This window comes from Curtobacterium sp. PhB137 (genome assembly GCF_003814955.1).
GTDB lineage: Bacteria > Actinomycetota > Actinomycetes > Actinomycetales > Microbacteriaceae > Curtobacterium.
This window is the reverse complement of record NZ_RKQO01000004.1, coordinates 304,385-323,870: the sequence shown is the minus strand read 5'-3', so window position 1 is coordinate 323,870 and position 19,486 is coordinate 304,385. Positions and strand designations below refer to the sequence as shown.

At 68.5% G+C, this 19,486-nt stretch carries 21 protein-coding genes; all 21 read left to right on the top strand.

Going from position 1 to position 19,486, the window contains the following annotated elements:
• Window positions 1-426 (top strand): type II secretion system protein, encoded by a 426-nt coding sequence (locus EDF28_RS19655; RefSeq protein ID WP_123936971.1) that lies wholly within the window; start codon window positions 1-3, stop codon window positions 424-426.
• Between the two features lie 80 nt (window positions 427-506).
• Window positions 507-1,889 carry a prepilin-type N-terminal cleavage/methylation domain-containing protein gene (locus tag EDF28_RS01825; RefSeq protein WP_123936970.1) on the top strand — a complete coding sequence of 461 codons (1,383 nt, stop codon included), beginning with the start codon at window positions 507-509 and terminating at the stop codon, window positions 1,887-1,889.
• On the top strand, window positions 1,889-2,593 hold the full coding sequence (locus tag EDF28_RS01820; RefSeq protein ID WP_185094112.1) for a hypothetical protein: 705 nt from the start codon (window positions 1,889-1,891) through the stop codon (window positions 2,591-2,593). Before EDF28_RS01825 ends, EDF28_RS01820 begins: the two co-directional genes overlap by 1 nt.
• 11 nt (window positions 2,594-2,604) lie before the next feature.
• Window positions 2,605-4,410, top strand: coding sequence for a hypothetical protein (locus tag EDF28_RS01815; RefSeq protein WP_123936968.1), 1,806 nt, complete (start codon window positions 2,605-2,607; stop codon window positions 4,408-4,410).
• A complete protein-coding gene (locus EDF28_RS01810; protein ID WP_123936967.1) occupies window positions 4,407-5,240 on the top strand; it encodes an A24 family peptidase in 834 nt (277 codons plus the stop codon). The genes EDF28_RS01815 and EDF28_RS01810 overlap by 4 nt, the downstream gene beginning before the upstream one ends.
• A 13-nt stretch (window positions 5,241-5,253) precedes the next feature.
• Entirely contained in the window at window positions 5,254-6,306 is a 1,053-nt protein-coding gene (gene pilM, locus EDF28_RS01805) for a type IV pilus assembly protein PilM (protein WP_123936966.1), read from the top strand.
• Window positions 6,303-7,067 (top strand): hypothetical protein, encoded by a 765-nt coding sequence (locus EDF28_RS01800; protein ID WP_123936965.1) that lies wholly within the window; start codon window positions 6,303-6,305, stop codon window positions 7,065-7,067. Before pilM ends, EDF28_RS01800 begins: the two co-directional genes overlap by 4 nt.
• Window positions 7,064-7,798 carry a hypothetical protein gene (locus EDF28_RS01795; protein WP_123936964.1) on the top strand — a complete coding sequence of 245 codons (735 nt, stop codon included), beginning with the start codon at window positions 7,064-7,066 and terminating at the stop codon, window positions 7,796-7,798. The genes EDF28_RS01800 and EDF28_RS01795 overlap by 4 nt, the downstream gene beginning before the upstream one ends.
• A gap of 176 nt (window positions 7,799-7,974) precedes the next feature.
• Entirely contained in the window at window positions 7,975-8,568 is a 594-nt protein-coding gene (locus EDF28_RS01790) for a hypothetical protein (protein WP_123936963.1), read from the top strand.
• Between the two features lie 27 nt (window positions 8,569-8,595).
• Window positions 8,596-9,081, top strand: coding sequence for a DUF6121 family protein (locus EDF28_RS01785; RefSeq protein ID WP_123936962.1), 486 nt, complete (start codon window positions 8,596-8,598; stop codon window positions 9,079-9,081).
• A gap of 36 nt (window positions 9,082-9,117) precedes the next feature.
• Window positions 9,118-10,329 carry a hypothetical protein gene (locus EDF28_RS01780; RefSeq protein ID WP_123936961.1) on the top strand — a complete coding sequence of 404 codons (1,212 nt, stop codon included), beginning with the start codon at window positions 9,118-9,120 and terminating at the stop codon, window positions 10,327-10,329.
• Window positions 10,330-10,558: 229 nt separating this feature from the next.
• Window positions 10,559-10,927 (top strand): 30S ribosomal protein S12, encoded by a 369-nt coding sequence (gene rpsL / locus EDF28_RS01775; protein ID WP_017885540.1) that lies wholly within the window; start codon window positions 10,559-10,561, stop codon window positions 10,925-10,927.
• Between the two features lie 5 nt (window positions 10,928-10,932).
• Window positions 10,933-11,403, top strand: coding sequence for a 30S ribosomal protein S7 (gene rpsG / locus EDF28_RS01770; RefSeq protein ID WP_055950927.1), 471 nt, complete (start codon window positions 10,933-10,935; stop codon window positions 11,401-11,403).
• 87 nt (window positions 11,404-11,490) lie between these two features.
• On the top strand, window positions 11,491-13,608 hold the full coding sequence (gene fusA / locus EDF28_RS01765; RefSeq protein WP_111083473.1) for an elongation factor G: 2,118 nt from the start codon (window positions 11,491-11,493) through the stop codon (window positions 13,606-13,608).
• A gap of 147 nt (window positions 13,609-13,755) precedes the next feature.
• The gene (tuf, locus tag EDF28_RS01760; RefSeq protein ID WP_123293136.1) at window positions 13,756-14,943 is read left to right on the top strand and encodes an elongation factor Tu; all 1,188 of its coding nucleotides are present in this window, start codon (window positions 13,756-13,758) and stop codon (window positions 14,941-14,943) included.
• 205 nt (window positions 14,944-15,148) lie between these two features.
• Window positions 15,149-16,126 (top strand): DNA topoisomerase IB, encoded by a 978-nt coding sequence (locus tag EDF28_RS01755; RefSeq protein WP_123936960.1) that lies wholly within the window; start codon window positions 15,149-15,151, stop codon window positions 16,124-16,126.
• Window positions 16,127-16,205: 79 nt separating this feature from the next.
• Entirely contained in the window at window positions 16,206-17,033 is an 828-nt protein-coding gene (locus EDF28_RS01750) for a DarT ssDNA thymidine ADP-ribosyltransferase family protein (RefSeq protein WP_123293140.1), read from the top strand.
• A gap of 510 nt (window positions 17,034-17,543) precedes the next feature.
• Window positions 17,544-17,852: a 30S ribosomal protein S10 gene (rpsJ, locus tag EDF28_RS01745; protein WP_017885534.1), complete on the top strand. Its 309-nt coding sequence runs from the start codon at window positions 17,544-17,546 to the stop codon at window positions 17,850-17,852.
• A gap of 12 nt (window positions 17,853-17,864) precedes the next feature.
• The gene (gene rplC / locus EDF28_RS01740; protein ID WP_027466731.1) at window positions 17,865-18,521 is read left to right on the top strand and encodes a 50S ribosomal protein L3; all 657 of its coding nucleotides are present in this window, start codon (window positions 17,865-17,867) and stop codon (window positions 18,519-18,521) included.
• Window positions 18,522-18,523: 2 nt separating this feature from the next.
• Window positions 18,524-19,183 carry a 50S ribosomal protein L4 gene (gene rplD / locus EDF28_RS01735; RefSeq protein ID WP_111083469.1) on the top strand — a complete coding sequence of 220 codons (660 nt, stop codon included), beginning with the start codon at window positions 18,524-18,526 and terminating at the stop codon, window positions 19,181-19,183.
• Window positions 19,180-19,479, top strand: coding sequence for a 50S ribosomal protein L23 (gene rplW, locus EDF28_RS01730; RefSeq protein WP_111083468.1), 300 nt, complete (start codon window positions 19,180-19,182; stop codon window positions 19,477-19,479). Before rplD ends, rplW begins: the two co-directional genes overlap by 4 nt.
• Window positions 19,480-19,486 lie beyond the last annotated feature (7 nt).

Genomic DNA, 19,486 nt, shown 5'->3' with positions numbered 1-19,486 from the left:
ATGTACTTCGCTCTCATGGGCAAGCTCGACGCTCGCCGCAAGGGCCTGCTGGCCGAGGAGGAGAAGGGCTTCACGCTCATCGAGCTCCTGGTCGTCGTCATCATCATCGGCATCCTCGCCGCGATCGCCATCCCGGTGTACCTGAACGTGCAGAACAACGCGAAGGACGCCTCGGCGAAGTCCGACCTGCAGAACGCGAAGACCGCGGTCATCGCCGCGTACACGCAGAACAACACGTTCCCGACGAAGCTCGCCGGCCTCGCGGGCTACTCGGCCAGCGGGACGTACGACAAGGGCACCGCGCCGGAGATCAAGAAGTCCGATGCCACTGCCGGTTCCTTCTGCATCCAGGTCACGAGCAACTCGACGAAGAACTTCTACGTCGACCAGGACGGCGGGGCCAAGGACGGCTCCTGCCCCGCTTGATCGATTGAGTTCCGAGACGGACTCCGGCTCGTGACGAGTCGGGGTCCGTCTCCAATGAACGCGGCGTATCGGAGGTGACCATGCTGCGACTGACCGAGCTCCTTCGCGACGCCCGCGAACGAGACGATGGCTTCTCGATCATCGAGGTGCTCGTCGCCATGACCGTGTTCGCGATGATCGCAGCGGGTGTCGCCATGGGGATCGCGAGCTCCCTCTACCTCGCACAGGGTTCGCGCTCGCGCGAAGTCGCGATCGGTCTGGCACAGGACGCCATCGACAAGGCGCGGACGAGCAGCAACCTGTTCGGCGTCACCGACGCGACGGACTCGTTGACCCGGAACGGCGTCGACTACTCCGTCAAGCAGACGGCCCGCTGGGTCCCGACCTCCGGCACCGCCAACGCCTGTGGGTCCGGCGGCGGCCCGCTGGCTTACAAGCGGGTGTCGATGACCATCAGCTGGACGGCCGGAGGGCGTGGATCGACCCAGTCGATCTCGATGAACAGCATGGTCGCTCCGACCACCTCGGTGACGGCGGCGAACCTCGGCACCATCGTGGTCTCGGTGTCCCGGGTCGATGGCTCGGGCAACCAGGGTGTGGGCGTGACGATCGCGCCGAACACCAGTAACCCGAACGGCGCCGCAGCGATCACCTCCACGATCGGACAGACGGACGTGACGGGGTGCACCTACGCGCTGAACGTCAAGCCCGGGCGGTACGACGTCACGCTCACGAAGTCCGGGAACATCGACGACGGGACGTCGTCGGGTTCGCTCGGCGCGCAGACCGCCACGCCGTCCACGACGGTCACGGTGCAGACGAACCAGACCTCCGCTGCCAACTTCAACTACGACACCGCGCTCACGGTCGTGCCGCAGTGGTCGGATCCGAACCAGAGCACCACCGCCTTCACGCCACCGACCAGCAGTCCGGTGTCGCTCCGACGGAAGACCGCCGACTACGGTCCCTACGCGGCCGGGACGACGGCCCAGGTCTTCCCCTACGCCGATGGCTACAAGGCGGTGCCGGGGACCCCGGCGACCTGTCTGAGCGTCGACCCGGAGAACTGGACCACGGCGAAGGGCGCCGCGGTGGCCCCGCGCGCCCTCGCGCAGCCCCAGGCCGGCACGAACGCGGTGAAGGCTCCCGTCCAGGTCGTCACCGTGAAGCTCGCCGCGAAGACCGACAACGCGCTGACGGCCACGACCGTCGCGCCGACCGCGAACTCGGGTGATCCTGGCTGCGCAACTCCGGTGACCTACACCTTCACCGGCCTGTCGAACCAGACCGCGACGATCGCTCTGCCCTACGGCACGTACTCCTTCCAGTCCGGCACCGTGCTGAAGATCCTCGGTGGTGTCGTCTCCCTGACCCTCAGCAGCGGAACCCCGTCGGCGACCACGGCGACGGGCGTCTCCACCTCGTCCGGCAAGGTCATGCTCGATCCCCGGCGGGCACCGTGATGCGCGCGCTCGCCCGGCTGCGCCGGGATGACCGCGGTCTCTCCCTCGCGGAGCTCATCGTCGCGATGAGCGTCACCGTCCTGCTCCTCGCGATGGCAGGAGCCTTCTTCGCGTCCGTGACCCGCGCGTCCACGACGACCACCGGGGTCGACGGCAACACCCGGGCGGCGTCGACCGCGATGCGGGAGATGCAGCGCATGTTCCGGGTCGCGTCGAACAACCCCGTCGCGAGCGGCATCGACACGCAGTACGCGTTCCAGTACGCCTCGGCGACGTCGGTGCGCTTCTTCGCGTACATCAACCTGAACTCCGCGGTCGACGTCCAGCCCGTCGAGGTGCAGTTCACACTCGATTCGTCGAAGGGGACGATCACGGAGACGAAGTGGAACGGCACGGCGACCGATGCGTCGAACAGCTACTTCGACTTCCCCCGCGCCACGACGGCGACGCTCGGCAACACCCCGACCTCGAGGCTGACGCTCGCGTCGTCGGTCGTGCCGACTGCGCTGTTCACGTACCGGGATGCGGGCGGGAACGCGCTGATGCCCGGCGCGACCGGTCTGAGCGTCGCTGACCTGCAGTCGGTCCGATCCGTCACCGTCGCCCTGACCGTGGGCGAACGCGACATGTCGAAGCCGTCCGCCGCCAACAACGTCTCGCTCACGAGCACCGTGGGCATGCCCAACCTGCAGTTCGGAGGCTGACCGTGCGCCGCATGCTCGACGTGATCCGCTCGCGGGACGACGACCGCGGGGTCGCCCTCACCGCCGTGCTCGGGATCGGGGTGATCGTGATGATCCTCGCCGCGACGATGGTCGGTCTCTCGACGTCCGGTGCCACGAAGTCCGCCTCCGATCGTGACTACGCGAACGCGATGGCGGCAGCGTACGCCGGGCTCGCCGACTACCAGTCGCGCGTCAACGCCGACAACACGTACGCGACGAAGTACGGCGACTCCGGTCAGCCGTTCAGCACCGGGAACACGTTCCCGAACCGCACGGGGGACAACGCCGCGTTCACGACCTGGGTCGCGGTGCCGGACTCGACGGGTGCCGGCGGCCCGACGTTCTACCGGTACGCGGTCGACAACAGCATCTACGGGCAGCAGGGCATCGTCCGGGTCCAGGTCACCGGCAAGGCCGGCAACACGACGAGGACCTTGGTCGCGAACGTCAAGCCGGACGGCTTCTCGAACTACCTGTACTGGACGGACTACGAATCCGGCGATCCGGACATCACCGGCGAGGACTGCTCGAACGTGTACCAGAACGCGACGTTCTCGAACTCGCCCGGCGGCGGCAAGAGCGCATGTTCGCGGATCCAGTTCCAGGACGGCGACACGCTGAACGGGCCGATCCGGTCGAACGACGTGATGCTCATCTGCGGCGGGACCTTCAAGAACACCGTGCAGTCCGCGGTCGGCACCACCGACTACGGGTGCTCGCCCAAGCGGACGCCGTCGTACCAGTACTACAGCGGCTACGCGCCGGAGACCGTCGGCTCGTACACGCCGCCGTCCACGATCAGCGCCGGGCGCGACCGCATGTACACCGACGACACCGCGATCACCACGACGACACCCGGGACGGGGTGCTTGTACACGGGGCCGACCCAGATCACCTTCCTCGGCAACGGCAAGATGACGGTTCGCTCCCCGCTCACGCTGAAGACGAACCTGCAGAAATCGGGTCCGAACTACGGATCGGAGCCGACGAAGTGCGGGGCGATCGCCGATCTGCAGGGCGCTGGGGCCACGCTGAGCACGAGCCTGCTCGCGAACAACCTGGTCTACGTGCAGGACGAACCCGCCTCCGCAGGCAGCGGCAGCTCGACGAACCCGAACTACTACTGGTCGAAGTACACGACCCGCAACGCACCGTCCGCGTGCATGAAGAGCCCGTCGGTGACCGACAACGGATTGGGCTTCCCCTACACGGGGCCGATCTCCGGGTACTCCGGTACCTACTCGGAGTCGGTCCCGCGGAACGCACAGGGAGACCCGGTCCCGTTCAGCACCGCCTACGGCTGCAGCAACGGTGACCTCTTCGTCTCCGGCAAGGTCGACACGTCGATCACGCTGTCCGCCGAGAACTACGTCTACATCACCGGGGACCTGCAGTACGTGGCCAACCGGGCCGCCTCGACCGTGCTCGGGATCGTCGGGCAGGAAGCCGTGATGGTCTGGAACCCGATGTACTTCAGCGGCGCCAGCGCGTACGCGTTCCTCGCGGACAACCGGACCGTCGCCGGAGCGATCCTGTCGAACCAGGGCACCTTCACGGTGCAGAACTACGCGTACGGCGGTGGCCGGGGAACCCTGACGGTGAACGGTTCGATCGCTCAGCGCTACCGCGGAGCCGTCGGCAAGGGGGCGAACGGGTACCTCAAGGCGTACGGGTACGACACGAGCCTCGCCAGCTACACGCCACCGTTCTTCCCGCAGCCGGTGGTCACCACGTACAAGGTGACCTCGCAGATCGAGGTCAAGCCCGCCTACGACGCCGGCGGGAGCCCACGATGACCGCCGCGGTGATGGTCGTCGGCTTCGCGGCGGCCACGGGACTCGCGATCGGCTCGTTCCTCAACGTGGTGGTCCACCGGGTCCCGGCCGGTCTGTCCGTGGTGGCACCGGCGAGTGCGTGCCCACGGTGCGGTCACGAGATCCGGGCGCGGGACAACGTCCCGGTGCTCTCGTGGGCTGTCCTGCGCGGGCGCTGCCGCGACTGCGCCGAGCCGATCTCGGTCCGCTACCCGCTCGTCGAGCTCGCGACAGCAGTCCTGTTCGCGCTCGTCGTCCTGCAGTTCGGACCAGCACTGCTGGCCGCCACTGATGCCCGTGCCGCGGCGGTCGCGACGACCGTCCTCGTCGCGATGCTGTACCTGATGGCGGTGTCGGTCGCACTCGCCCTGATCGACCTCGACGTCCACCGCCTGCCGAACGCGATCGTCCTGCCCGCCTACCCGGTGCTCGCCGCGCTGCTGACGGCCGCGAGCGCGCTGAGCGGTGACTGGGGTGCCCTCCTGCGCGCGGGCGCCGGTCTGCTGGTCCTGGGCGGTGGCTACCTGGTTCTGGCGCTCGCCGTCCCGGGCGGCATGGGACTCGGCGACGTGAAGTTGGCCGGTGTGCTCGGCCTCGTGCTCGCGTACCTCGGATGGGGACCCCTCGCAGTGGGAGCTTTCGGAGCCTTCGTCCTCGGCGGTAGCTTCGCCATCGGCCTCATGGTGGCCGGACGTGCGAAGCGCGGCTCCGGTATCCCGTTCGGCCCCTGGATGCTCGGCGGTGCCTGGCTCGGTGTCTTCATCGGTCAGTCGGTCCTCGACGGGTACCTGCGGATCATCGGACTGGCCTGAGGAAGGACCACACATGGCGAAGAACGTCGTCGGGATCGACATCGGGGGTGAGACCATCCGCGCTGTCGAGGTGACGAACCCGAACAAGCCCGGGCCGGTGATCCAGCGCGTCGCAGAGGTCCCCCTGCCCGTCGGAGCTACCAAGCGCGGCGAGGTCCTCGAGCCGAACACGATCGCGGCCAGTCTCCGGGAACTCTGGCGCGTCGGCCGGTTCCGGTCCAAGGACGTGGTCCTCGGCATGGGGAACCAACGGGTGCTCTCGCGCGACCTCACGGTCCCGAAGGCTCCGCTCGCGCAGATCCGCGAGTCACTGCCCTTCCAGGTCCAGGACATGCTCCCGGTGCCCGTCGGCGACGCGATCCTCGACTTCTACCCGGTGTCCGAGTCCCACGGGACGGACGGTCCGGTCGTGCACGGTCTCCTGATCGCGGCCATCAAGGACGCAGTGCTCGCGAACGTCCGTGCGGTGCAGCTCGCCGGCCTGAACCCGATCGGGGTCGATCTGATCCCGTTCGCCCTCACCCGGGTGTACCTCCCCGCATCGCGGTTCCCCGGGACCCACGCACTCGCCGAGATCGGGGCGAACACCACGACGGTGGTCGTGGCGACCGACGGCGTCCCGCAGTTCGTGCGCATCATCCCGAGTGGCGGCGACGACCTGACCGCGACCCTCGCGACGGCACTCGACATCGCGGTCGACCAGGCTGAGGCAGTGAAGCGCTGGATCGGCCTCGGCGCTCGTGCGCAGACCCCTGATGACGTCCGCGCCGCGACGACCGTCCGTGAACTCAGCAACGAGTTGCTGACGAGTCTGCGCAACACCGTGAACTACTTCGTCAGCACGCGGCCAGGGGCCGGCGTGCAGAGCCTCGTCCTCGCCGGCGGTGGCGCCCAGCTGCCGGGCTTCGCCGAGGCGCTCCAGGCGTCGACCGGCATCGACGTCAGCATCGGCGACCCGTTCGCCGACGCGCCCACGAACCGGTCGATCCGGCGAGAGGACGTTGCCGGCCGTGGGCTCGCAGTGGCGGTCGCCTGGGGCCTCGCGACCGGGAGCTGTGCAGCATGACCAAGATCCTCGAGCCCTCGAAGCGCGCACGACGCGGCGCAGGGACCTCCCACGAGGTCCGGATCGCGGCGGACACCGCCCAGCGGACGAAACGTCAGGGACGCGGTAACGGCCAGTCGGTCGTCGTGGGTGGTGTGCCGCGAGTCGATCTGCTGCCGACCGAAGTCCTCATCGATCGTCGCCAGCGCGCGGTCGTCCGGCGGGCCTGGCTCGGTGTCGTGGTCGTCGCGGTGGCGGTCGGGGCCGGAGTCGTCCTGGCCTCCGCGACGGCCATGCAGGCCGACGCTCAGCTGACAGCGGCCCGTGAGCAGACCGACTCGCTCCTGGTCGAGCAGCAGCAGTACCGCGAGGTGCGCAGCACGGAGACGCAGTCCGAGCTGCTGCGTGCGGCTCAGCAGGTCGGTGGGTCGACGGAGATCGACTGGCAGGCGACGCTCCAACGGGTCCAGGACTCGCTCCCCGCTGGCGTGACGATCACGGGCGTCCAGATCGACTCCGCGACCCCGCTCGAGGCCTACGCCCAGGCGACCAGCCCGTTGCAGGGGCAGCGTGTGGCGACGCTCACGATCGACGCCGCGAGCCCGACCCTTCCGTCGGTGCCGACCTGGCTCGACTCGGTGAAGGATCTCCGGGGGTTCGTCGACGCGAACGCCAACTCGGTGACGCTCGACACGTCGACGAACGTCTACACGGTGGACATGACGATCCACCTCGACGAGAAGGTCTACGACGGCAAGTACGCAGCGAAGGACGGATCATGAGCCGCAACCGATTGATGCTCCTCCTCGCTGTCGTCGCAGCGGTCGTGGTGGCCGCCGGCGGGTTCTTCCTCGGCGTGCAGCCGCAGCTCGACCGTGCTGCGACGGCGAAGAGCGACACCGAGAGCATCAGCGCCGGCAACGCGACGACGCGCGCTGAGATCGCACGGCTCCGCCAGCAGGCGAAGACCCTGCCCGAGATGCGTACCCGCCTCGCGACGCTGCAGGCGTCCGTGCCCGACGCGGCTGGAGTCTCGTCGTTCATCAGCCAGCTCAACGGGACCGCTGACACGGCCGGAGTCCAGGTCGCGACGATCACCGTCGGTGACGCGACCGCGTACTCCCCGCCCGCAGCACCGGCCGGAGGGGACACGAGCAGCGACGCTGCCTCCTCCGACGGCTCCGCGACGGCCACAGCGACGCCGGCGCCGACTGCGGTCGCGACGACCCCGGCGGCTCCGGAGACGGCGACGGACAGCAGCATCACGTCGCGGAACTTCTCCGTCATCCCGGTGTCGGTGACCGTCAACGGTGAGTTCCCAGGAGCGCTCGCCTTCGTCAAGGGTGTGCAGTCGAACTCGCGGCTCTTCCTGATCGACTCGATCTCGTCGTCGTCGCCGAGCACGGCAGCCGCCGATGACTCCGACGCGCAGGCGGAGTCTCCGTCGTGGACCTTCAGCGGGTCGATCTACGTGCTCTCGGACGCCGCAGCCGCGGCCTCCGCGAAGGGCTGATACGACCCCCTCCCACTGGGGTGCGGCGCGCCACGCCGACCCCTCTTCCGCGACACCCGTCGCTGTGCGTACGATGCTCACGACGCCGCGATCGCGGCTGCTCATCTCCCTCTCGAACGGTCGGCTCGAACCGGCCGTTCCCGTCGTGCCCGGAGTCGCGCGTGTTGGTCGGAATCGTGGAATTCTTTGGTTGGTTCGGCGCTGTAACCGTGCTGGCTGGTTACATTCTCTTCTCCACGGGGAAGCTCCCGAACGGGCCGGTCTACCAGCTCTTCAACCTCGTCGGCGGGCTGGCCGTCGCCGTCAACGTGGCCGCGCACCACGCGGTGCCGTCGACCATCGTCAACGGCATCTGGGCGATCGTGGCCGTGGTCGTCCTGGTGAAGATGGGACGCGCCCGTCGTGCGGCGAAGCGCGGCGAGCCGGCGGCCTCCGAGGCGACCGTCCTGCACGCCGAGCCGGCGGCCACCACCGGTGTCCTGCCGATCATCGGCCCGGCCCTGCGTGACCACGAGCCGGAGGAGCCCTCCGAGGCGGACGCAGCCCCGGGCCTCCAGGTCGCACCGACCACCAGCACGACGCAGGCAGCACCGACCACCAGCACGACGCAGGTCGCTCCGATGACCGAGACCGTCCCGATCATCACCGCGACGATCGCACTGGCCCTGGTCGCCGCAGCCCAGGGGCACGTGGAGCGTGCGGACGGCGCGGACAGCGCAGGCGCCACCGAAGGTGCCGACCACGCGGAGCGGACCGAAGCCACCCGCTGACCGTCCCGTCGGCGATACGATCACCTCATGTCCCGGTGGTTGATCGCGACGATGACGTCCGTCCTCTTCATCGCGCTCGTCGTCGCCGTCGCGGGGTTCGAAGCGCTCCTCGCCGACGTCGAGGCGATCGCGCAGCCGGACGCGACCCCGTACCTCGGCCCGGCCATGGTGATCGGCGCCGCCGTGGTGGTGTTCCTCGCGACCGCGGTCGGCGCGCGAGAGGGCAACCCCGGTGTCACCGGCCTGGTCGCCGCCGCGACCGCCTACCTGGTGATGCTCGGCGTCGGCGCCGTCGGGTACGCGGCGATCCGCCGCGACCTGACCGAGCTCCTCGTCTTCCCGGCCGGCTACGCACTCGGGCCGTTCGTCGTCGGCTCCGTCGTGGTGGCGCTCCTGTCGGTGATCGGCGGGATCTCCATGGCCCGGCACCAGGCCCGGACGACGGGCTCGACACCCACGGCAGGGCAGCGGCAGGAGCCGACCGTCGCGGGTGACGACACCGTCGGGCGGTAGTCTGCCCGGGCAGGACGCACACGCAACGGGGGAACGATGAGCGACGAGAACACGCCGGATCCGGACCAGCAGGACGGTTGGGGAGCCGTGCCGTCGGTGGCGTCGATCCGCGGGACACAAGAGACGCCCGCGGCCGCGCAGAACGCGCAGGCCGGGTCGACGGCGCAGGCCGGGACGACCGCGCACGGCGCGCAGTACGCTCCGACCGCGTCGCGCGCTCCGCGCCGGAAGCTCCGCCGCGGCCAGCTGGTCGGGATCATCGCCGGCGGCACCGCCGTCGTGCTGTTGCTCGTCGCCGGTGTCGTCGGGTTCTCGGTCGGCTCGGCCACCCACTCGGCCGACCGCCCCGTGCGGGCGTTCCTCGACGACCTGACCGCGGGGAAGGTCACCGACGCCCTCGACGCAGCGGGCATCGACCGGACGAAGGCCGACGTGCTCCTGACCGACGCCGCGTACGCGAAGGCGACCGCGAAGGTCACCGGATACCGGGTGGCCGCGACGCGCACGGACGGCGACACCGCCACCGTCCGCGCGTACCTGCGCCAGGCCGGCCGTGACGTCGCGGCGACCTTCACGCTCGACAAGACCGGCACCGACTGGGGCGTGTTCCCGGTGTGGGAGCTGCAGGCGCCGGAGCTCGGCAGCGTCGACGTCAGCGTCCGGGGTCCGTCCGGCGCCTCGGTGCAGGTCGCGGGCACGTCGACGAAGACCCCGAAGGACGGCACGGTCGGTCTCCGCGCCCTCCCCGGCACCTACGCGGTCACGTACGACGGCGGCAAGTGGACCAAGGCCACTGGAGGCAGCGCCGTCGTGGGCGGGTTCGGTGGCAGTACCTCGACGCCGGTGCAGATGACCGCGACGCTCACGAACGCGGGCGACCAGGCGGCGAAGCGGGCCGTGGACGCCTGGGTGGACGGCTGCATCGCCTCGAACGACGCCGCGCCGGCCGGGTGCAGCTTCTACGCGTACGGCGAGAACCCCGCGTACACCTACACGAACGAGAAGTGGACGCTCGAGTCGCGGCCGACCGTCGCCGTCGGCAGCTGGACGACGAACGGCTGGCTCGTCTCCACCACCACCTTCGGTCGGGCCACCTTCACGGCGGACATCGCCGGCGCGGGCGGCACCGGGACGGCCACGGCCGGACCGCTCAACGTCAACGCGAGCGGGTACATCACGGGGTTCTCGAGCTCGGGCGCGACGTTCCGGTCGGCGGTCGGCAACGGGTCCTCGGACACCGGCTCATGACGGTGTCCGGCGTGGTGCCGGCCCGGATTGATTTCGTCCCGTTACGCGGGTAGTCTCTTCTGGGTGTGCGCCCTCGGGCGCGCCCGAAAAGTCCGGCGAGCGAGATCGCCCAGTCGGACCACTCCGTCCCCCCGCAGGTTCCTCCGCCGTCAGGCGGTCATCAGCGTGGGACGAGGAAGCCGGCGGATCGCGCCGGCCAGAGAGCACGAGCGAAGAACCAGGAGAACAGTTGCCTACTATTCAGCAGCTGGTTCGCAAGGGTCGTACGCCGAAGGTCACCAAGACCAAGGCGCCCGCCCTGAAGGCGAACCCCCAGCAGCGTGGTGTGTGCACCCGCGTTTACACCACCACCCCGAAGAAGCCGAACTCCGCACTGCGCAAGGTCGCTCGTGTGAAGCTCTCGAACGGCACCGAGGTCACGGCGTACATCCCCGGTGAGGGCCACAACCTCCAGGAGCACTCGATGGTGCTCGTCCGTGGCGGTCGTGTGAAGGACCTCCCCGGTGTGCGGTACAAGATCATCCGTGGCGCCCTGGACACCCAGGCCGTGAAGAACCGTAAGCAGGCTCGTAGCCGCTACGGCGCGAAGAAGGGTTGAGTTAGATGCCTCGTAAGGGTCCCGCCCCCAAGCGTCCCGTCGTCGCCGACCCGGTCTACGGTGCGCCGATCGTCAGCCAGCTCGTCAACAAGATCCTGCTCGACGGCAAGAAGGGCCTCGCCGAGCGCATCGTCTACGGTGCACTCGAGGGCGTCACTGCCAAGAACCAGCAGGATGCTGTCGTCACGCTCAAGAAGGCGCTCGACAACGTCCGTCCGACCCTCGAGGTCCGCAGCCGCCGCGTCGGTGGCTCGACCTACCAGGTCCCGGTCGAGGTCAAGCCGCACCGCGCGAACACCCTCGCGCTCCGCTGGCTGACCTCGTACGCCAAGGCCCGTCGCGAGAAGACGATGACCGAGCGTCTCATGAACGAGATCCTCGACGCGTCGAACGGTCTCGGTGCCGCGGTCAAGCGCCGCGAGGACACGCACAAGATGGCCGAGTCGAACAAGGCCTTCGCCCACTACCGCTGGTAGTCCCGGCACCGTCCGGGCACCGGTGGTCAAGAACCCCGGCGCCCGGACGGCCGCCAACCTCTCCTACAACTCTTCCGGAGGAACCCTGTGGCACAGGACGTGCTCACCGACCTGAACAAGGTCCGCAACATCGGCATCATGGCGCACATCGATGCCGGCAAGACCACGACGACCGAGCGCATCCTGTTCTACACGGGCATCACGCACAAGATCGGTGAGGTCCACGACGGCGCTGCCACGATGGACTGGATGGCGCAGGAGCAGGAGCGCGGCATCACGATCACGTCGGCCGCGACGACCTGCTTCTGGGACAACAACCAGATCAACATCATCGACACCCCCGGTCACGTGGACTTCACGGTCGAGGTGGAGCGTTCGCTCCGCGTCCTCGACGGTGCGGTCGCCGTCTTCGACGGCAAGGAGGGCGTCGAGCCCCAGTCCGAGACCGTGTGGCGTCAGGCTGACAAGTACAACGTCCCGCGCATCTGCTTCGTCAACAAGATGGACAAGCTCGGCGCGGACTTCTACTACACCGTCGACACGATCATCAACCGCCTCGGTGCGGAGCCCCTCGTGCTCCAGCTGCCGATCGGTTCGGAGAGCTCGTTCGAAGGCGTCGTCGACCTCGTCCAGATGCGTGCACTCACCTGGCGCGGCGACGCCAAGGGTGACGTCGCGATGGGTGCGAAGTACGAGATCGAAGAGATCCCGGCCGACCTGCAGGACCGCGCCGCCGAGTACCGCGAGAAGCTCATCGAGCGCGTGGCCGAGGCGGACGACGTCCTCATGGAGCGTTACCTCGAGGGCGACACCGACTTCTCGGTCGACGAGATCAAGGCCGCGATCCGCGCCCTCACCGTGAGCAGCACGCTCTACCCGGTGCTGTGCGGTTCCGCGTTCAAGAACCGCGGTGTCCAGCCGATGCTCGACGCCGTCATCGACTACCTCCCGTCCCCGCTCGACGTGCCGCCGATGATCGGCCACGACGTCAAGGACGAGGAGAAGGAGATCATCCGCAAGCCCGACGCGTCGGAGCCGTTCTCGGCTCTCGCGTTCAAGGTCGCGGTGCACCCCTTCTTCGGTCGCCTCACCTACGTCCGCGTGTACTCCGGCTCGATCGAGTCCGGCGCACAGGTCATCAACTCGACCAAGGGCAAGAAGGAGCGCATCGGGAAGATCTTCCAGATGCACTCCAACAAGGAGAACCCGGTCGCCAACGTGACCGCTGGCCACATCTACGCGGTCATCGGCCTCAAGGACACCACCACCGGTGACACCCTGTGCGACCCGACCAACCAGGTCGTCCTCGAGTCGATGACGTTCCCGGAGCCGGTCATCGAGGTCGCGATCGAGCCGAACACGAAGGCTGACCAGGAGAAGCTCTCCACGGCCATCCAGAAGCTCGCCGAAGAGGACCCGACGTTCCGCGTCGAGCTCAACGCCGAGACCGGTCAGACGACGATCAAGGGCATGGGCGAGCTCCACCTCGACATCCTCGTCGACCGCATGAAGCGCGAGTTCCACGTCGAGGCGAGCGTCGGCAAGCCCCAGGTGGCCTACCGCGAGACGCTCACCAAGATCGTCGAGCGCTACGACTACACCCACAAGAAGCAGACCGGTGGTTCCGGTCAGTTCGCGAAGGTGCAGATCGCGCTCGAGCCGATGGAGGTCACGAGCGAGAAGGTCTACGAGTTCGTCAACGCGACCTCCGGTGGCCGTGTCCCGCGCGAGTACATCCCCTCGGTCGACGCCGGTATCCAGGACGCCATGCAGGTCGGCATCCTCGCGGGCTACCCGACCGTCGGCGTGAAGGCCATCCTCAAGGACGGCGCGGCGCACGACGTCGACTCGTCCGAGATGGCGTTCAAGATCGCCGGTTCCATCGCCTACAAGGAAGCGGCCCGCAAGGCCGGTCCCGCGATCCTCGAGCCGATCATGGCCGTCGAGGTCCGTACTCCTGAGGAGTACATGGGCGACGTCATCGGTGACCTGAACTCCCGTCGTGGCCAGATCGCCTCGATGGAGGACGCCTCGGGCGTCAAGGTGGTCCGCGCGAGCGTGCCGCTGTCCGAGATGTTCGGCTACGTCGGCGACCTGCGGTCGAAGACCTCTGGTCGTGCGGTCTACTCGATGACCTTCGAGACCTACAGCCAGGTCCCGGCCAAGGTCGCCGAGGAGATCATCGCGAAGAACGCGGGGGAGTAGCGCTCAGCGCTTCTCCACAGGCGGGGGTGCCCGGCGACGGGCCCCTCGCCACCAAGTAAAGTACAGACACACACCGCGCATCAACGGTCGCGAGCCCATCCAGGGCCGGCCGGGGATGACGCTTCCGAGTCCTGAGGAGGACCCACAGTGGCCAAGGCCAAGTTCGAGCGCACCAAGCCGCACGTCAACATCGGAACCATCGGTCACGTCGACCACGGCAAGACCACGCTCACGGCGGCGATCACCAAGGTTCTGCACGACCAGTACCCGGACCTCAACGAGGCCCGTGACTTCGCGCAGATCGACAACGCTCCCGAGGAGCGCCAGCGCGGCATCACGATCAACATCTCGCACGTCGAGTACCAGACCGAGAAGCGTCACTACGCGCACGTCGACGCCCCCGGTCACGCCGACTACGTGAAGAACATGATCACGGGTGCGGCGCAGATGGACGGCGCGATCCTCGTGGTCGCCGCCACCGACGGCCCGATGCCCCAGACGCGTGAGCACGTGCTGCTCGCCCGCCAGGTCGGCGTCCCCTACATCGTCGTCGCGCTGAACAAGTCCGACATGGTGGACGACGAGGAGATCCTGGAGCTCGTCGAGCTCGAGGTCCGCGAGCTCCTCGGCTCGCAGCAGTTCGACGAGGACGCCCCCGTCGTGCAGGTCTCGGCGCTCAAGGCGCTCGAGGGCGACGAGAAGTGGGTCAAGTCGGTCCAGGAGCTCATGGCCCAGGTCGACGAGCACGTGCCGGACCCGGTGCGCGCCACCGACCAGCCCTTCCTGATGCCGATCGAGGACGTCTTCACGATCACCGGTCGTGGAACGGTCGTCACCGGTCGTGTCGAGCGTGGAACGCTCAACCTGAACGCCGAGGTCGAGATCGTCGGCATCCGCGCGACGCAGAAGACCACGGTCACGGGCATCGAGATGTTCCGCAAGCTGCTCGACCAGGCGGTCGCCGGTGACAACACCGGTCTGCTCATCCGTGGCCTCAAGCGCGAGGACGTGGAGCGCGGCCAGGTCGTCGTGAAGCCGGGTTCGGTCACGCCGCACACCGAGTTCCAGGCGAACTCCTACATCCTGACCAAGGAAGAGGGCGGGCGTCACAACCCGTTCTACGCGAACTACCGTCCGCAGTTCTACTTCCGCACCACGGACGTCACCGGCGTCATCACGCTGCCCGAGGGCACCGAGATGGTCATGCCCGGTGACACCGTCGCCATGACCGTCGAGCTGATCCAGCCGATCGCCATGGAAGAGGGCCTCCGCTTCGCCATCCGTGAGGGTGGTCGTACGGTCGGCGCCGGTACGGTCGAGAAGATCCTCAAGTAACTCCGGTTACCTGCCGCAGCGGGGTCGAGCCTTCGGGCTCGGCCCCGCTGTGTCGTTGCCCCGGTCGTCGTGGCAGCGCTCGGAGCCACTGTCGGCCGCTCACGGCCCTGGCGGGCGGCGGACGGGAGGCCCGGGGTACGCCCGCCACGACGGCGTCCGTCCGCCCCGTACGGCGTCCCAGGCAGCGGGGAGTTGGCTCGGCCGGGTGACTCGTCTGCGCCGTTCCACGACCTCCGGTCGTGGCTACCACCGTGTCCGGAGCGGCCGCGGCTTCTCGTACCGTGACCCCGACGGTGCGACCGTCACCGATGCCTCGGTGCGTCAGCGGCTCGAGGACCTCGTCATCCCGCCGGCCTGGGACGACGTCTGGATCTCGCCGTACGAGAACGGGCACGTCCTCGCGACCGGCATCGACGGAGCCGGACGCCGCCAGTACATGTACCACCCGTCGTGGCGCGAACGGATGGACCGGATCAAGTACGACCGGGCGCTCGCCCTCGCGGAGTCGCTGCCGGTCGCACGGCGCGGGGTCACGCAGGACCTCCGACGACCGGAACCCGATCGCCGCCGAGCGCTGGCCGCAGCGTTCCGGATGCTCGACCAGGGCTCGCTGCGGGTCGGATCGGAGCGGTACGCCAGCGAGCACGGCAGCCGCGGACTGTCGACCCTGCTGTGCGCGCACGCCCACGTCTCCGGTGACGACATCGAGCTCGACTTCCCCGGCAAGAGCGGGCAGGAGTGGTCGTCGTCGATCCACGACGCCGACCTCGCGACGGTGATCGCCGGCATGAAGCGCCGTGGGCCGAACGCCCGACTGCTGTCGTTCCGCGAACGCCGCGGTGACGAGTGGGAGCCGTTGTCCGCCGAGGACATCAACGCCTACGTCAAGGAGCGTGCTGGTGACGACTTCACTGCGAAGGACTTCCGCACCCTGCACGGCACGGTGGCCGCGGCCGTCGACCTTGCCCAGACCGGTCCGCTGTCGTCGCAGGCGAAGCGGAAGCGTGCGGTGTCCCATGCCGTGAAGGCCGCGAGCGACGAGCTCGGCAACACCCCGACGGTGTGCCGGCAGAGCTACATCGACCCGCGGCTGCTCGACGCCTACGAGCACGGCGAGACCATCGATCCGGCCCGGATCCACGCCGCCGAGTCCGAGGTCCGGGCACTGCTCTACCGACAATGACCCCGGGAGCGTCCGGATGACGTAGCGTTGGTCGACGTGCCGGACCACCCCACACGGCACGGAAGGACCCACAACAGTCGTGACTGACGAGTGCATCCACGGTTTCCCCACCGAGCTCTGCGACATCTGCGCGCCCCGGCAGCGTGAGGAGTCGGCGATCCCAGCCGCTCCGGCGCCACGGCGGACCCGCATCACCACCAACCTGCGCGTCGACCCGCCGGCCTCCGGCCCCGGGACGTCGCTGCGCTCACCGACGTCGCTCCGGTCGTCGTCGGCCGACCTGCCCGAGGCTCGGGTGTTCGCGTCGCTGCGTGCGCACCACGTGACCCACATCGACAACCTCGACGGCATCGTCGGGTCCGGCGCCATCCTGGCGGCCGACCAGGCGGAGCCCGCCGTCGACGTCAGCAGCCCCGAGACCCGGGCCGCACGCGCCGAGGCCGAAGCGCCCGACGGCAGCACCATCGCGAGCCACGTGCCGTTCACCCTGTCGCCGGATGCCGTCCGGTGGGACGAACTCCGCACCGGCGCCGTCGGGGAGCGGTGGTCCGACGCCGCCCGACGCACGCGCGCGGTGGACTACGTCGTGCTCGTCGTCCCGGTCTCGGCGTTCGGTGACTCGGTGGTCGTCGCCGACCAGGACGCCGACGCCGACGACGTCCGGTTCGCCGTCGGCCCCGACGCCGGGACGAACCTGATCCGCCGCACCGACTTCTCCGACCCCGAGATGCTCGGACTCGAGCTCCTCGCGGGGCCGAGCGTGCCGTTCTCGTCCGTCGCGGTGATCGGTGTCCCGAACGACAAGGCCCGTCAGACGGTCCGTGCGGTGCTCGCCGACCACGGCGGCCACGCGCCGCGCGTGGCGGTCTTCCCGCCGTGGTTCGTCCCTCCGGTGACGGCCGAGTAACCGTCTCCACGAGCGCCCTCCGGACCATGTCCGGAGGGCGCTCCGCGTTGCGGCGGCGACCCGTGCCTCCAGGCCGTCCGATCCGCGTGGATCCGGGGAAGCGAGCCGGTGTCGACACGCCCGGCACATCGCGACACGCCCGGGTTGCACGTGGGCTCGGGACATGCGAGACTTGTCCGGTTCCGAATTCCCCGCGGGTGCGAGTCCGCAGGATCACTGCTCTGGCAGTGCACAACCCCCCTGTTCAGCAGGGCTGGGTTGGGCCGCAGGCAGCAGAACACGACTCCCCGAGGTCATGACGGACGCGACACTGTTGCGCCCGGAGTGCGAGGAAGTCGATTGCCCACGCTGGACGGCCAAGGTCGCCCGCGCGGTTGACAGGTGAACAGCGGTCATCCCCAGCGGATGCGGCCGGTTGGTTCAGGAAAACAGCACGGTCTGCAGCAATGCGGAGCCGAGCGGCGTCAGGCGGCCTGCGGGTGCGCGGCGCAGAGAGAGGACAAGAGACACATGGCGGGACAGAAGATCCGCATCCGGCTCAAGTCGTATGACCACGAGGTCATCGACACGTCGGCCCGGAAGATCGTCGACACGGTGACCCGTGCCGGTGCAACCGTGGTCGGCCCGGTGCCACTCCCCACCGAGAAGAACGTGATCGCAGTGATCCGTTCCCCTCACAAGTACAAGGACTCGCGCGAGCACTTCGAGAAGCGCACGCACAAGCGGGTCATCGACATCGTCGACCCGACGCCGAAGGCCGTTGACTCGCTCATGCGACTCGACCTGCCGGCAGACGTCAACATCGAGATCAAGCTGTAAGGGGGCTGACCAATGGCGAACTCAACCAAGACCGTCAAGGGCCTCCTCGGCAAGAAGCTCGGGATGACCCAGGTGTGGGACGAGAACAACAAGTTCATCCCCGTCACCGTGATCGAGGTCGGCCCGAACGTGGTCACCCAGATCCGCAACGCTGAGCGCGACGGCTACGAGGCGATCCAGATCGCCGCCGGTGCCATCGACCCGCGCAAGGTCAACAAGCCGGCCGCTGGCCACTTCGAGGCCGCTGGCGTGACCCCGCGTCGCACCCTCACCGAGATCCGGACCAACGACTCCGCTGAGTACACGCTCGGCCAGGAGCTCACCGTGGACGGCACGTTCACGGCGGGCCAGAAGGTCGACGTCGTCGGTACCTCCAAGGGCAAGGGCTTCGCCGGTGTCATGAAGCGCCACGGCTTCCACGGCGTCGGCGCCTCGCACGGTGCACACCGCAACCACCGCAAGCCCGGCTCGATCGGTGCTTCCTCGACCCCGTCGCGTGTCTTCAAGGGCATGCGCATGGCCGGTCGTATGGGTGGCGACCGCGTGACCGTCCTCAACCTCACGGTGCACGCCGTCGACGCCGAGAAGGGTCTGCTGCTCGTCAAGGGCGCCGTCCCCGGTGCTCGTGGCCGCTCCGTCTTCGTCCGCACCGCCGTGAAGGGTAAGTGATCATGGCCACCACGACCGCAACCACGATCGACGTCCTCGACGCATCGGGTGTCAAGTCCGGCACCGTCGAGCTGCCCGCAGCTCTCTTCGACGTCGAGACCAACGTCCCGCTGATCCACCAGGTCGTCACCGCGCAGCTTGCAGCCGCGCGTCAGGGCACCCACAAGACCAAGAACCGCGGCGAAGTCCGCGGTGCCGGTCGCAAGCCGTTCAAGCAGAAGGGCACCGGCCGCGCCCGTCAGGGTTCCGTCCGTGCTCCCGAGCACACCGGTGGTGGCGTCGTCCACGGACCGACCCCCCGCGACTACTCGCAGCGCACCCCCAAGAAGATGATCGCCGCAGCGCTGCTCGGCTCGCTCTCGGACCGCGCCCGCGGTGGCCGCATCTCGGCTGTCGACGGCTTCGTCGAGGCCGACGTGCCGTCGACCAAGGTCGCTCGCACGCTCCTCGAGAAGGTCGCGCCCGTCAAGCACGTGCTGATCGTGCTCGAGTCGAACGACGAGCTGACGCTCAAGTCGATCCGCAACCTGCCGAACGTCCACGCGCTCTCGTACGGCCAGCTGAACGCCTACGACGTCCTCAAGTCGGACGCCGTCGTCTTCAGCAAGAGCGCCCTCGACGCCTTCATCGCGTCGAAGACCGCGAAGGAGATCACCGCATGAGCGGCTTCAACAAGGACCCGCGCGACGTCATCATCTCGCCGGTCGTCTCGGAGAAGAGCTACGCGCTCATCGACCAGGGCAAGTACACGTTCATCGTGGACCCCCGTTCGAACAAGACCGAGATCAAGCTCGCCATCGAGAAGATCTTCGAGGTCAAGGTCGCGAGCATCAACACGCTGAACCGCCCGGGCAAGACCCGTCGCACCAAGTTCGGTCTCGGCAAGCGCAAGGACACCAAGCGCGCCATCGTGACGCTCAAGTCCGGTTCGATCGACATCTTCACGGCTGTCGGCTGAGGACCAG